We start from the raw sequence: 13,747 nt of genomic DNA on the forward strand, positions 1-13,747 counted from the left end.
TGTGGACAACTCGTGTCCCGCCGGTCGGCGCGGGGTTTCCGGCTGCGGAGGCGGCACGGAACCGTGTCGCGCCGGCACGATGCGCAGATTTTTCGCGGACCGGGCTCGAGGTGCGGATCAGGGACGGTCGGCGCCGGTATTCGGGTCGGTATCGGGATCGGACTTGCCGCGCTCGGCCTCGTCTCGTTCCCGCGCCTCGGTCTCGGCGAGCTGGGCCAGCGGGTCGTCGAATGCGCCGGTGCCGCCGCCGATCACCGAGTCGATGAAGCCGGCGGGAGAGTCCAGATCGCTGGAATCGGGCAGCAGATCGGGGTGCGCCCACACGCCGTCACGACGCTCGATGCCCGCATCGGTGGTCAGCCGGCGCCACAGCGCCGAGGCCTCGCGGACCTTGCGCGGGCGCAGTTCCAGACCGACCAGGGTGGCGAAGGTCTGCTCGGCGGGCCCGCCGCTCGCGCGACGGCGGCGCAGCGTCTCCGACAGCGCACCCGCACCCGGCAGGCGCTCACCGACGGCGTCGGTGACCACCACGTCGACCCAGCCCTCGATCAGCGCGAGCAGGGTCTCGAGGCGCTCGAGCGCCTGCTTCTGCTCGGGGGTGGTCTGCGGTTCGAACGTGCCCTGGGAGAGCAGTTCCTCGAGCTTGGACGGGTCGCTCAGCGACATCGGATCGATGTTCTGGGCGGCTTCCTCCAGCGCGGAGAAGTCCATCTTGATGCCGCGCGCGTAGCCCTCGACCGCGCCGAGTACCTGCTGACGCAGCCACGGCACATGCCCGAACAGCCGCTGGTGGGCGGCCTCCCTGGCCGCGAGGAACACCATGATCTCGCTCTCGGGCTGCTCGAGCCCCTCGCTGAACGCCGAGATCGCGGTCGGCAGCAGCGCCGCGGTGCCGGCCGGGCCCAGCGGGAGCCCGATATCGGTGGAGGTCAGCACCTCCTTGGCCAGCTGGCCGAGCGCCTGACCGAGCTGGGAACCGAACGCCAGCCCGCCCATCTGGCCGAGCATGCCGACCATCGGCCCGGCGAACTGCTTGGCCTCCTCCGGCAGCTGCGCGGTCCACATGCCCGAGATCTGCTCGGCCACCGGATCGCACAGGCGCTTCCAGGTGGGCAGGGTCTCTTCGATCCAGTCGTTGGCGGTCCACGCGACCGTCTTCGACGCGCCCGCGGGCAGCGTGGTGGCGCCGTCGAGCCACAGCTCGGCCAGGTGCGCCGCGTCGGCCACCGCGGAGGTCGTCTTCGCCGCGATCGGCGCGACGGTGGCGCCGAGCTGCTGGCGGGCCAGTCGCTTGGCCACGTCGTAGTTGACCGGGCCCGACTGCGCGCCGCCCGGTCCCGTCGCCTGGCCCATGCCGCTGATCATCTGCCCGAGCTGAGTCAGCATCTGACCCAGCTGCGACGGGTCGAAGCCGCCCGCGCCCGCCGCCCCGAACCCGAACGGATCGTTTCCGCCGGGACCGTTCGCCTCGTCGCGACGCTTGCCCGACTCGTCGTCGTCGCGGTTCGAGAAGCCGAAGGGGAGATCGCTCATACCTCTTACGTTACGCGGGACCCCGGGGCCCACGGTGTTCGCGCATCGCGAAATCGGGCGGGCGGCGCGCACGGCAAAAGCGTGCCACTCCCGTCGGTCACGGCGGGTGATCACTACTGTGGTCGGAGTGAATCGTCGGATCCTCACCCTGATCGTGGCCCTGGTACCCGTGCTCGTGCTCGGAGTCGTCGGCAGCGTGGTTACCGTGCCGTTCGTCGCGCTCGGCCCCGGCCCGACCTTCGACACCCTCGGCGTGGTCGACGGAAAGCAGGTGGTCGACGTCACGGGCGCGCCGCTGGATCCGACGAGCGGGCAGCTCAATATGACGACGGTCTCGGTGCGCGACGGGCTCAACCTGTTCGAGGCGTTCGGGTTTTGGGCCAGCGGTGAACACGGCCTCGTCCCGCGCGCCGAGGTGTACCCGCCGGGGGTGCCGCGCGAAGAGGTCGACAAGTCCAATCAGCAGGAATTCAAGGATTCCGAGAGCAATGCCGAGGTCGCGGCGCTGCACTTCCTGAAGATGCCGACGGTGGTGCTGGTGCGCGGACTCGGCGAGGAGGGCCCGGCCAAGGACGTGCTGCAGGTCGGCGACGAGCTGCTCAGCATCGACGGCATCCCGATCACCACACCCAAGGACGTGATCGACATCGTCGGCACCAAGGGCCCCGGCACCACGATCACGGTCGTCTACCGGCGCGGCGACGCCGAGCAGACCACGCCGATCACCCTCGGCGCCCGGCCCGACGACGCGTCGAAGGGCTATCTCGGCATCACGCCGGGCGAGGGCGGCCGCCCGCCCCTGCAGGTCGAGTTCAACCTCGCCGACATCGGCGGCCCGTCGGCGGGACTGATGTTCAGCCTGGCGCTGATCGACAAGCTCTCGCCCGGTGAGCTCAACGGCGGCCGGTTCGTCGCGGGCACCGGCACCATCGATCAGGAAGGCAAGGTCGGCCCGATCGGTGGCATCCAGTACAAGATGATCGCCGCCCGCGAGGCGGGCGCCGAGACATTCCTCGTCCCCGCCGACAACTGCAACGAGGCCCGTCAGCGCGCGCCGGAGGGCCTGCGGCTGGTGAAGGTCGACACCCTCGACAGCGCGGTGACCTCGCTGGCCGACATCGACGCGGGCCGCGAGGCCGTCAGCTGCGGCTGATCACTCCAGCGTGTGGTGCAGCGCCTCGACCAGGCCGGGCGCCAGATTCGGGTAGGTGCGCAGGTCGAGATCGCCGAAGCCGTCGTCGTCCTCGGGCCGGATCTGCAGCAGGCACAGTGACGTGCCCTGACGCAGCACCCCGGCGATGAGCCGCGCGTCGCGCCTGCCCGGATGGGCGTGCGCGGCGGCGCGACCGGCCGCATCGGCGGCATCGTCGTCGGCGAGCAGCGGGACGAGCGCCTCGTCGAGATCGCTCTCGGCGTCCGGCGGCAGCACCACGATCTCCTGGACCAGCACACAGCCCTCGACGGCGGGCGGCCAGGTGGTGGTGGCGAGGAATTCGTCGAGCGCCATCGACCCGCCGGTGATGTCGTCGGGGAAGGCTTCCTGCGCGATGGGGGTGAGCTCGCTGCCGTCGTCGAGCTGATCCTCGAGGCCGGGTTCGGCCGCGACCAGGTCGGCGGTCGGCACCAACGCGAACATCTGCGGCGGGTTACCCCAGCCCTCGGCGTCGGCGAACTCGACGACCTCGCGCACACAACGGGCGAGGACGGCTTCGGCGTGCTGGTCATCGGTCACCCGCCCATCCAATCATTTTCGGCCCAGGCGCCTGCACGGTGTCCGATTTCCGTAGAGTGGGCGCCAACGGTCCGGTCACGGACCAACCGCAACATCGGACTGCGGTGTCTGCGCCGATCACCGGCGCAGGGCACCGCCGGACCCTGGAGAGTGGCACCGTGGGCATGCGGCCCCCCACCGGCTTACCTTCGTTGTCCCGACGCAGCCGAGTGCTGCTGGTGACAGCAGTCGTTCTCGCGGCGCTGTTGCTGCTCGGGCCACGTCTCACCGACGCCTATACCAACTGGTTGTGGTTCGGCGAGGTCGGCTATCGCAGTGTCTATCTGGGCGTGCTGGTGACGCGGCTGACCCTGTTCGCCGTGGTCGCGCTGTTCGTCGGCCTCGTCGTGTGGGGCGCGCTGCTGCTGGCCTACCGGTCGCGGCCGGTGTTCGTGCCGGTCGCCGGACCCAACGACCCGATCGCGCGCTATCGCACCACCGTGATGAGCAAGCTGCGGCTGTTCGGCATCGGCATCCCGGTGCTGCTCGGCCTGCTGTCCGGGCTGGTGGCGCAGTCGAACTGGGCCACGGTGCAGATGTTCCTGCACGGTGGTGATTTCGGTCAGCAGGACCCGCAGTTCCACCTCGACGTCGGGTTCTACGCCTTCGATCTGCCGTTCTACCGGATGGTCCTGAACTGGCTGTTCGTCGCCGTGGTGATCGCGTTCTTCGCGAACCTGGTGACCCATTACGTGTTCGGCGGCCTGCGCCTGGCCGGGCGCGAGGGCACGCTGACCAGGGCCGCGCGCGTGCAGCTGGCCGTGCTCGCCGGAATCTTCGTGTTGCTCAAGGCGGTCGCGTACTGGTTCGACCGCTACGACCTGCTGTCGAGCACCCGCAAGGAGCCGACGTTCGGCGGTCCGTCGTTCACCGATATCAACGCGGTGCTGCCCGCCAAGCTGATCCTGCTCTCGATCGCGGTGATCTGCGCGATCGCGTTCTTCGCCGGCATCGTGCTGCGCGATCTGCGGGTGCCCGCGATGGCCGCCGCGCTGCTCGTGCTCTCGTCGATCCTGGTCGGCGCGGTGTGGCCGATGGTGGTCGAGCAGTTCTCGGTGCGTCCGAACGCGGCTGACAAGGAGAGCCCGTACATCGAACGCAACATCCTGGCTACGCGCCAGGCATACGGCATCACCGACGACAAGATCGACTATCAGGAATACAAGGGCGAGAGCACGAAGAACCCGTTCGAGGTGCCCGCCGACGCGGTGACCATCGGCAACGCCCGCCTGCTCGACCCGAACATCCTCTCGCCCACGTTCACTCAGCTCAAGCAGCTGAAGAACTTCTACGGCTTCCCCGAGTCGCTCGACATCGACCGCTACACCCTCAACGGCGACATGCAGGACTACATCGTCGCCGCGCGCGAGCTGCATCCGGAAGCGCTGTCGGGCAACCAGAAGGACTGGATCAACCAGCACACCGTCTACACCCATGGCAACGGCTTCGTCGCCGCGCCCGCCAACCGGGTGAACAAGCCGCAGTCCGACGCGCAGAGCGCGGCGGGCGGCAGCGATTCCGGCTATCCGCTGTTCATGGTGAGCGACCTGTTCACCAAGATCGACGACCAGCAGATCAAGGTCGACCAGCCGCGCATCTACTACGGCGAGCTGATCGCCCAGTCCGATCCCGACTACGCCATCGTCGGCGCCACCGACGGCCAGGCGCCGCGCGAATACGACTCCGACCAGGCCTCGTACACCTACGAGGGCAGCGGCGGCGTGCCGATCGGCAACTGGTTCAACCGGCTGGCCTTCGCGGCCAAGTACGCCGAGCGCAACATCCTGTTCTCCTCGGCGATCAGCGACGAGTCCAAGATCCTGTACAACCGCGGTCCGCGCGAGCGCGTGCAGAAGGTCGCGCCGTGGCTGACCACCGACGGCAATGCCTACCCGGCGGTCGTCGACCAGCGGATCGTCTGGATCGTCGACGCCTACACCACCCTCGACAAGTACCCCTACGCGCAGTCGACCTCGCTCGACGGCGCGGTCGAGGACAGCATCGACAAGAGGACCGGCCGGGTGATCCCGCGCAAGGAGGTCAGCTACATCCGCAACTCGGTGAAGGCGACCGTCGACGCCTACGACGGCACCGTCACCCTGTACGAGACCGACACCACCGACCCGGTGCTCAAGGCCTGGCGCGGGGTGTTCCCGAACGCGGTGAAGCCGGAGAGCGAGATCTCCCCGGAACTGCGGTCGCACTTCCGCTACCCCGAGGACCTGTTCAAGGTGCAGCGCGACATGCTGACCAAGTACCACGTGGACAACCCGCGTGAGTTCTTCACCAACAACGCGTTCTGGTCGGTGCCCAGCGATCCGACGATCGAGGGCGGCACGTTCAACCAGCCGCCGTACTACGTGCTGCTGGGCGATCCGAAGACCAACAAGCCGGTCTTCAGCCTGACCTCGGCGATGGTCGGCTACAACCGCCAGTTCCTGTCGGCCTACATCGCGGTGCGCTCGGACCCGGACAACTACGGCAAGTTCACCGTGCTGCAGTTGCCGACCGACTCCCAGACCCAGGGCCCACAGCAGACACAGAACTCGATGACCACCGCCGACGCGGTGTCACGGGAGAAGACGCTGCTGTCGAACTCGAACAAGATCCGCTACGGCAATCTGCTGACGCTGCCGGTGGCCGAGGGCGGCATCCTCTATGTCGAGCCGTTCTACAACGAACGCAACACCGGTTCGTCGACGTTCCCGCAGCTGCTGCGCGTGCTGGTGAGCTATCGCGACGCGGCGGGCAGCGTGAAGGTCGGCTACGCGGCGACGCTGGCCGAGGCACTGAACCAGGTCCTGCCGGGTTCGGGCTCGCTGGCTACGCCGTTCGGCGGTGACCCGGCGCTGAAGCCGAAGCCGGGTGCGACGCCACCGGTCGAGCAGGGCACCACGCCGCCGCAGGGCACGACCCCGCTGCCCGGGACGACGATCCCGCCGGGGTCCACCGGCCAGGAGGCCGCGGCCGCCGAGCTCAGCCGCAAGATCGAGGCGGTGCGCACGGCGATGCGGACGGGCAACTTCACCGATTTCGGTAAGGCGCTCGAGGAACTGGACGCCGCGGTGAAGGCGTACCAGGACGCGGGCGGCCGGTAGCCGTACCGAACAGCAAGAAAGGCCCCGCCGGATGGCGGGGCCTTTCTTGTGCAGGGGGAACGGTGGATCAGCCGCCGATCGAGGCGATCAGCGGGGCACTGGCGTTGAGCAGGTCCTGGTACTGACCGGCGACGCCGTACTGGTCGGCCAGGGCCTGGCCGGCGGCCTTGGCCTGGTCGACAGCGGTCTGGACTTCGGTCTCGGCGGGCAGCTCGACCGGCAGTTCGACGGCGGGCTCCTCGACCACGGCGGGCTCCGAGGTGCCGGCCTGCAGGTACTGGCCGCAGTGCGGCCACGCGCCGACGCCCTGGCTGGCGAGCACGTTCTCCGCGACGCGGATCTGCTCGTCCTTGCTGGCGTTGTGCGCCGAACCCTGGCCGCCGTTGGCAGCCCAGGTGCTCTGCGAGAACTGCAGGCCACCGTAGTAGCCGTTACCGGTGTTGATACCCCAGTTGCCGCCGCTCTCGCACTGGGCGACGCCGTCCCAGTTGTGGGACGCGGCCGAGGCGGTGCCGGTGGCCAGGCTGAACGGAACGGCAACCAGGGCGCCGGTGATGGCGGCGACGCCAAGGGCACGGGTGCGGAATTTCCGGGTCTCAGTCATGGGGGAGACGCTAACCTATAAATCCATGACAATCACGTCTTGATAACGAGGCAATTGTATGAATGAAATAGGTGTCTTATCAGTGTTTACGCTGCATAGCGCTGGGTAATACCCGGATTCTGGTCAGTCTGTTATTGCACCGTTATGTGCGTGAGATCACGCCGAAATAGTGACCCCGGTCACTGGATTTCCTCGCCTCGCGGCGGCGGTGAGGCGAAGGCTGACGATGAACCGCCATTTGGTGACACCCGTCACATCTTGGGCTTCCGCACTGCTCGGCGGTCCGCCGAAGATCGTGTCCAGCACCTCGAAAACCGCCGCTGACCTCACGATTTGGCATCCGCGCTAACCCGTGTGTAATGTTGTATTCACCGACGCGGGGTGGAGCAGCTCGGTAGCTCGCTGGGCTCATAACCCAGAGGTCGCAGGTTCAAATCCTGTCCCCGCTACAAACGAAAGGCCCGGAACCACCAGGTTCCGGGCCTTTCGTGTTGTCCGGTCGGGGAGCTCAGGCGTCGAGGTCGCTGGCGACCATTTCGGCGATCTTGTCCAGGGTGGGTTGGTCGTCGCTGGTGAGCACCACTTCGGCGCCCTGGCCCGCGCCGAGGGTCATGATCATCAGGGCCGAGCCCGCGTCGACCGGGTCGCCGCCGGTGAGCGCGATGGTGACGGGGACCCCTGCCGCGCCGACCGCCTCGGCGATCAGGGCGGCGGGGCGGGCGTGCAGGCCGATCGAGGAGCCGACGATGACGGTGGTGCTGGCCATGGGATATCTCCTTGTGTGCGAATGGATTACGCGGGAATGAGGACGGGGGATACGGACTGTTTGCGGGTGATTTCCTTGGCGAGGGTGACGCAGAATGCGGCGACGACGGTGCCGGCCAGCAACGACAGCACGAACCAGGCGAGATGCCCGATCGCGAAGAACACGAAGATGCCGCCGTGTGGCGCGCTCAGGGTCACGTCGGTGGCCATCACCAGGCCGCCGGTGACCGCGCCGCCGACCATCATCGACGGCAGCACCCGCAGCGGGTCGGCCGCGGCGAACGGGATCGCGCCCTCGGAGATGAACGAGGCGCCCAGCAGCCAGGCGGCCTTGCCGTTCTCCCGCTCGGCCTCGGTGTAGAGCCGCGGGCGCAGGGTGGTCGACAGGGCCATCGCCAGCGGCGGCACCATGCCCGCGGCCATCACCGCGGCCATGATCCGCAGCGTCGCGGTGTCGGTCACCGACAGGCCGACGGCGGCGAAGGAGTAGGCGGCCTTGTTGACGGGCCCGCCGAGGTCGAAGCACATCATCACGCCCAGGATGACACCGAGCGCGATCGCCGAGGTGCCGGACAGGCCGTTGAGCCAGTCGGTGAGCCCGCTCGTGACGGCGGCGAGCGGTTTGCCGAGCAGCACGAACATCGCGACGCCGACGATCAGCGACGCCAGCAGCGGAATGACCACCACCGGCATCAGGCCGCGCGCCCAGGCCGGCACCGGCAGTCTGCCGACCCACAGGGCGGCGAAACCGGCGACCAGACCGCCCACGAGGCCGCCGAGGAATCCGGCGCCGACGAACACCGCGATGGCGCCCGCGGTGAAACCCGGTGCCAGACCGGGCCGGTCGGCGATCGCGAAGGCGATATAGCCCGCCAGCGCCGGAACCAGGAAGCTGAACGCGAGCGAGCCGATCTGGAACAGCACAGCACCGAAGTAGGTGGCCAGGCCGCCGTCGGGCAGTCCGGGGATTCCTCCTGAACCGCGACACGGTCCTCCGGTGGGTTCCTGTTTCATCGAGTCGTGCTCCCCGGCTAAGCGGGGAGGCTTACCGTCTCTCCGCAGGCGTTTCGCCTCTCCGCCCGTCCGGCGGCGAGGATATTGATCGCTGCGTTCAGATCACGGTCGTGCACCGCCCCGCACGGGCAGGTCCATTCCCGGACCGACAACGGCTTCTTCCCATCTACTCGCGCGCATGTCGAACACGTCTGGCTCGACGGGAACCAACGGTCCACCTTGACGACCGTCCGCCCGTACCGGGCGGCTTTCTCCTGCACCAGGCGCAGGAACATGCCCCACCCGGCGTCGTGGACCGACTTCGCCAACCGTGTACGCGCGAGGCCCTTCACGCACAAGTCCTCGACATAGACCGCTTGGTTCTCGCGGACGATCGCCGTGGACTGCTTGTGCGCGAAATCGCGGCGCGAGTCGGCCACCTTCGCGTGAGCCTTGGCGACCCGCAGGCGTGCCTTGGCCCGGTTGTTGCTGCCCTTGCCCTTGCGGGACAGGGCCTGCTGCGCCTTGCGGAGTTTACGTTCGGCTCGCCGCAGAAACTTCGGGGAAGTGATGGTTTTGCCGTTCGACAAGACCGCGAACGTGGCCAGACCCAGATCGACACCCACCTCGGCGTCGATCTCAGGCAGCGGCTGATCGGTGGTCTCGACAACGAACGATGCAAAGTATCGTCCGGCCGCGTCCGTGACGACAGTCACCGACGACGGCTCGGACGGCAGGGATCGGGACCAACAAACCTTCACCTCGCCGATCTTCGGCAACCGTAGCTTCCCGCCCGCGATCACCTCGAAGCGTGCGTTGCGGGTGAACCGGATCGCCTGCTGGTTGTCGCGACGCGACCGGAACCGAGGCGCCCCCAACTTCGGTCCCTTTCGTTTCCCGGTAAGCGAGGCGAAGAAATTGCGGTAGGCGGTGTTCGCATCCGCGAGAGCTTGCTGCAACACCACCGACGACACCTCGGCCAGCCACGCCCGCTGCGGTGTCTTCTTGACCGAGGTGAGGGCTTTCGACAGTTGCGTGTCTGTCGGGCACGGCAATCCGTTCCGACGTGCCTGCTCGCGTGCGGCGATCGCGTCGTTGAACGCCACCCGCGCACACCCGAACGCCTGAGCCAGCGCGATCTGCTGGCCGGGCGTCGGGTAGACGCGGTACCGGTATCGGAGCTGCACCCCGGCAGCATAAGCATTGATTATAGCGAACTGCAATGCTGTTCGTACTGGCGGGAACTGTGTTTTCGTTCTTCACGCCCACTTGGTTTCGTCACCGAGTATCGGGTGTTCACCGACCGTCATCTCGAGCGGATGGAGGCGATCAAGCGGTCGGCGTGCACCGGATTCGGCGGGGCCCCGATCTCGGTTCTGCGGCACTACGTTGAGCAGCAGGGTCGTCCTGTCTAGGTGTTGTGGGCCATGACGTTGTTGATGCCAGGCCAGAGATGAGCTGAGGGGACAGGTCTCCCTGGCGGGCCTCCCGCGTGTGCCTTCACCCCTGGTCTGAAGGCGGAGCGCTGGGCTACATCCCGGTAGCGATGGTGCCCGTGGTCACAGCGAAGTGCGGCGAGTGGCAGGTATCACCAGGGAAATCACTGCAGGTCAACGGATTTCGCGCAGGCCGTCACGCTGCTGTTACGTGGCTCTGCGGTGATCGACACGCGCGCAGGCGACGCTGACCCGCATGTGGCGAATCGCAGTGCGACCCCGTGTCACGGACCTGGCCTGCGAGGTGTGCGGCCGTCTGCCGCATCCCCGCCGCACCCGGCTGGCGCTGGCCAAACTGGCGGCGGTGTTCCCGGTGGAACTGGCGCTGCACGCGCTGGTGATCCACCTGCACCCGCCGTATCTGCTGACGGTCGCGCTGCTGACGATCACCACCACGATCCTGGTGATCTGGGTGGTCGAACCGTCGGCGATGCGCATGCTCGGCGGCTGGCTGCACGGCCCGGAACTGCGGCATCGCGATCGGATCGACCAGGCACAGGCGCTGTGGCGGATCAGGGTCCGGCTGGCGGACCGGCCGGGCGCGCTGGAGACGCTGGCCAAACACCTGGCGCACCGCGATGCCAACATCCTGACGGTGCACGTGCATCAACTCGAGGACGCCGTCCTGGACGAAGTGGTTGTCGCCGCGCCCGCAGAGGTCACCGTGCACACCCTCACCGCGGCCGTGGTGCAGGCGGGCGGATCAGGGGTGCGAGTGTGGCCCGCCACGGTGCTGTCACTGATCGACGGCCAGACCAAAGCGCTGTCGATCGCCGCCCGCATCGTGGGCGATCCGGACGAATTGCCGTTGGCCGTAGCCGAACTGCTCGGGGCGCGCTACCTGGCGCCCGGCACACCCGAAGCGGGTGACGTAGGCGAGGGCACCCTGCTGGAAATCGAGGGCGTCGAATGCCGCTGGGGATTCGTCCGTCCCGACGAACCGTTCACGCCCGCCGAGATCGCCCGCGCCCATCGGCTGGCCGACCTGGCCGCGCTGACGGCGCGACGTCGATGAGGTGTCAGTCGAAGCCGAGGTCGCTGGTGAGTGGATCGCGTAGCGCGCCCTCGGCGGCGCGTAGTCGGTCGGTGACCGAGGTGAGCAGGTCCATCGAATCCTGCGACAGACCGCAGGCGAGGAGGGTGAGGTACCGGATGGCCGCGCTGGTGATGCGCTGAGCGAGGAGAACGTCCGGGTCGGCGGGTGCGGCCGCGGCCGAGTGTTCGACGAGGGTCACGACAGGGGCACTCACAATCTCGGAACGCGCTGCTGGTTCGCTGCTGTCTACTTACGAGTATGACGCACCTTACATCGCCCCTGGGGTTTGTGAACCACGGCTCGCATGCGAAAGTTCAGCGATGAGCCAGTTCGCCGACTATCAGAACGAGATCTACCTGGCCGCGCTCGGCGGGATCCAGCCCGAGTTCCCCATGGACTACGCGACGCTCGAGCGCAAAGCGACCGCCGCGCTACCCGATTCCCTCCTGAACTACATCGCCGGTGGCGCGGGTGACGAGCTCACCCAGCGTCGCAATGCCGAGGCGTTCGCCGACTGGGGTCTGGTGCCGCGGATGCTGGTCGGCGCGACCGAGCGCGACCTCACCGTCACCGCCTTCGGGCACACCTTCGCCAGCCCGCTGTTCCTGGCGCCGGTCGGGGTGATCGGCCTGGTCGGCGAGAACGGCCACGGTGACATCGCGGTCGCGCAGGCGTCGGCGAAAACCGGTGTGCCCGCGATGTACTCGACGCTGATGGAGGACCCGCTCGAGGATGTGCGCCCGCACGCCGGCGACACGCCGTCGTTCTTCCAGCTGTACACGCCGAAGAACCGGGAGCTGGCCGAGAGCCTGGTCCATCGTGCCGAGGCCGCGGGTTACGCGGGCATCACCGTCACCCTCGACACCTGGGTGCCCGGCTGGCGCCCGCGCGACCTGGCGTCCGGCAACTTCCCGCAGCTGCGCGGTCACGTGCTGAAGAACTACACCAGCGACCCGGTGTTCCAGGCGATGGTCGGCTCCGACGACCCGAAGATGATTGTCCTGCACTGGATCTCGACCTTCGGCAACTCGCTGACCTGGGACGACCTGACCTGGCTGCGCTCGATCACCGACCTGCCGCTCATCCTCAAGGGCATCTCGCACCCCGAGGACGCGCGCAAGGCGATCGACTTCGGCGCCGACGGCATCTACTGCTCCAATCACGGTGGCCGCCAGGCCAACGGCGGCCTCAGCGCGCTGGAGACGTTGCCCGCCGTCGCCGCCGCCTGTGACGACCGGGTGCCGGTGCTGTTCGACTCCGGGGTCCGCTCGGGCGCCGATGTGGTGAAGGCGCTGGGTCTGGGCGCGACGATGGTCGGGCTCGGCAGGCCGTATGTGTACGGGCTGGCGCTGGGCGGGGTGCGCGGACTGGTGCATGTGCTGCGCAGTTACGCCGCCGAGGCCGACCTGCTGATGGCGGTCAACGGGTACCCCGACGTGGCCGCGGTGCGGGCGAACATCCGGCCGACCACCCGCGGAAACGCGACCAGAGGCTGATCCGGCGGACGGCCCGGATACCCGTCACCGGACGGGTTTTCGGGCCGTGACAGTGGGCTCGACTCCTAACCTGTCGGTGCCGTGCGGCATCATCTCCAGCACACCACGCTGTAGAACGCACCAACCTTCCGGAGTCCACGATGTCCTCGCCGAGCACCAAGTCCGCATCCCGCCGATCAGCCAAGCAGGTACTGTCCGAGGCCGAGCTCGCGCGCATCGCCGGCGAGCTGGCCGAAGGCAAACCGCCGATGGTGTGGTTCACCGCCGCCGCCGTCGGTGTCGCCGAGGGCAAGTCGGGCAAGGTCGTCGCACTCGGCGATCCTTCCGACGGCGACTTCCTGCAGGTACGGCCCACCGGTTCCAAAGATGTGCTGTCGTTCGGACCGAGCGAGGTGACACTGACCAAGCCGGCCCGCGCGACTACCGTAGCGCCGGGCGGATCCACGCGGACCCGTCCGGAGAGCGTGCCCGAGCCGAGCAACCGAAAGGACACCACTGTGACCCAGCCGTCGACCCTGCCGAGCACGATCCCGACGCCCCCCGCGCCGCGGCCGCTCGCGCCAGTGCCCGACGAGTCCGCCACCGCGCCCAAGCCGGCGACGCCGCGCCCGGCGAAGACCCCGGTGGCGCGCAAGCCCAAGGCGCCCGAGGTGACCGTCACGCTGACCGGCTCCGCCGACGGCGAATGGACCGTCGATGTGGTCAACGGCAAGAAGCGCAGTGTGAAGGGACTGGCGGTGACCAGCGGCGCGGTCGCCCAGGCCGCCAAGATCCTGCACCCCGAGGTCGAGGAAGTCGTGGCGGGGATCCTGGAAGCGGCGCGCGGCGCGCAGCAGGCCAAGGTCGCCCAGCTGCAGGCCGAACTGGAGGCGGCCAAAAGGCTCCTGGCGGAATTGAATTGAGCGCTGGCGCGCTCGAGGTCGCGGCCCCTCCTGTCCCGCCGGTCAGGCACCGT

General features: G+C 68.3%; 12 protein-coding genes, 1 tRNA gene and 1 pseudogene. 6 read left to right on the plus strand and 8 right to left on the minus strand.

The genetic code is table 11. The features are described 5' to 3' along the window. Window positions 1-117: 117 nt before the first annotated feature. The gene (locus ACFVAV_RS26940) at window positions 118-1,533 is read right to left on the minus strand and encodes a zinc-dependent metalloprotease (RefSeq protein WP_379038168.1); all 1,416 of its coding nucleotides are present in this window, start codon (window positions 1,531-1,533) and stop codon (window positions 118-120) included. A 127-nt stretch (window positions 1,534-1,660) separates the two neighbouring features. Between ACFVAV_RS26940 and ACFVAV_RS26945 the strand changes: the two genes are divergently transcribed. Then, the gene (locus ACFVAV_RS26945; RefSeq protein WP_379038169.1) at window positions 1,661-2,686 is read left to right on the plus strand and encodes a PDZ domain-containing protein; all 1,026 of its coding nucleotides are present in this window, start codon (window positions 1,661-1,663) and stop codon (window positions 2,684-2,686) included. Here ACFVAV_RS26945 and ACFVAV_RS26950 read toward each other — a convergent pair whose 3' ends face one another. Continuing rightward, window positions 2,687-3,265 (minus strand): PPA1309 family protein, encoded by a 579-nt coding sequence (locus tag ACFVAV_RS26950; RefSeq protein WP_379038171.1) that lies wholly within the window; start codon window positions 3,263-3,265, stop codon window positions 2,687-2,689. Window positions 3,266-3,423: 158 nt separating this feature from the next. Here ACFVAV_RS26950 and ACFVAV_RS26955 point away from each other — a divergent pair, with 158 nt between their 5' ends. Further along, window positions 3,424-6,402: a UPF0182 family protein gene (locus ACFVAV_RS26955; RefSeq protein ID WP_379038174.1), complete on the plus strand. Its 2,979-nt coding sequence runs from the start codon at window positions 3,424-3,426 to the stop codon at window positions 6,400-6,402. A 67-nt stretch (window positions 6,403-6,469) separates the two neighbouring features. Here the strand turns inward: ACFVAV_RS26955 and ACFVAV_RS26960 are convergent, their stop codons facing one another. Further along, window positions 6,470-7,006 (minus strand): transglycosylase family protein, encoded by a 537-nt coding sequence (locus ACFVAV_RS26960; protein WP_379038175.1) that lies wholly within the window; start codon window positions 7,004-7,006, stop codon window positions 6,470-6,472. Between the two features lie 156 nt (window positions 7,007-7,162). Next, on the minus strand, window positions 7,163-7,312 hold the full coding sequence (locus tag ACFVAV_RS26965; RefSeq protein ID WP_379038176.1) for a hypothetical protein: 150 nt from the start codon (window positions 7,310-7,312) through the stop codon (window positions 7,163-7,165). Between the two features lie 69 nt (window positions 7,313-7,381). Between ACFVAV_RS26965 and ACFVAV_RS26970 the strand changes: the two genes are divergently transcribed. Beyond that, window positions 7,382-7,455 (plus strand) — tRNA-Met (locus ACFVAV_RS26970). Window positions 7,456-7,514: 59 nt separating this feature from the next. Here the strand turns inward: ACFVAV_RS26970 and ACFVAV_RS26975 are convergent. From ACFVAV_RS26975 to ACFVAV_RS26985, 3 genes and pseudogenes are all read right to left on the minus strand, one after another. After that, window positions 7,515-7,772 carry an HPr family phosphocarrier protein gene (locus ACFVAV_RS26975; RefSeq protein WP_379038177.1) on the minus strand — a complete coding sequence of 86 codons (258 nt, stop codon included), beginning with the start codon at window positions 7,770-7,772 and terminating at the stop codon, window positions 7,515-7,517. A gap of 26 nt (window positions 7,773-7,798) precedes the next feature. Continuing rightward, window positions 7,799-8,740, minus strand: a pseudogene (locus ACFVAV_RS26980) (PTS fructose transporter subunit IIC); the annotation flags it as partial. Between the two features lie 62 nt (window positions 8,741-8,802). After that, window positions 8,803-9,987, minus strand: coding sequence for an RNA-guided endonuclease InsQ/TnpB family protein (locus ACFVAV_RS26985; protein WP_379038179.1), 1,185 nt, complete (start codon window positions 9,985-9,987; stop codon window positions 8,803-8,805). Window positions 9,988-10,456: 469 nt separating this feature from the next. Here ACFVAV_RS26985 and ACFVAV_RS26990 point away from each other — a divergent pair, with 469 nt between their 5' ends. Further along, entirely contained in the window at window positions 10,457-11,275 is an 819-nt protein-coding gene (locus tag ACFVAV_RS26990; protein ID WP_379038181.1) for an amino acid-binding protein, read from the plus strand. Between the two features lie 4 nt (window positions 11,276-11,279). Here ACFVAV_RS26990 and ACFVAV_RS26995 read toward each other — a convergent pair whose 3' ends face one another. Further along, window positions 11,280-11,495 carry a hypothetical protein gene (locus ACFVAV_RS26995; protein WP_378846647.1) on the minus strand — a complete coding sequence of 72 codons (216 nt, stop codon included), beginning with the start codon at window positions 11,493-11,495 and terminating at the stop codon, window positions 11,280-11,282. 121 nt (window positions 11,496-11,616) lie between these two features. Between ACFVAV_RS26995 and ACFVAV_RS27000 the strand changes: the two genes are divergently transcribed. Together ACFVAV_RS27000 and ACFVAV_RS27005 are read left to right on the plus strand one after the other, a co-directional pair. Further along, window positions 11,617-12,792, plus strand: coding sequence for an alpha-hydroxy-acid oxidizing protein (locus tag ACFVAV_RS27000; protein ID WP_379038182.1), 1,176 nt, complete (start codon window positions 11,617-11,619; stop codon window positions 12,790-12,792). 140 nt (window positions 12,793-12,932) lie between these two features. Further along, entirely contained in the window at window positions 12,933-13,694 is a 762-nt protein-coding gene (locus ACFVAV_RS27005) for a DUF6319 family protein (protein ID WP_379038185.1), read from the plus strand. Window positions 13,695-13,747: the final 53 nt, after the last annotated feature.

Origin of the sequence: Nocardia sp. NPDC057663, assembly GCF_042799895.1 — a bacterium.
In the GTDB taxonomy this organism is placed as follows: Bacteria; Actinomycetota; Actinomycetes; order Mycobacteriales; family Mycobacteriaceae; genus Nocardia.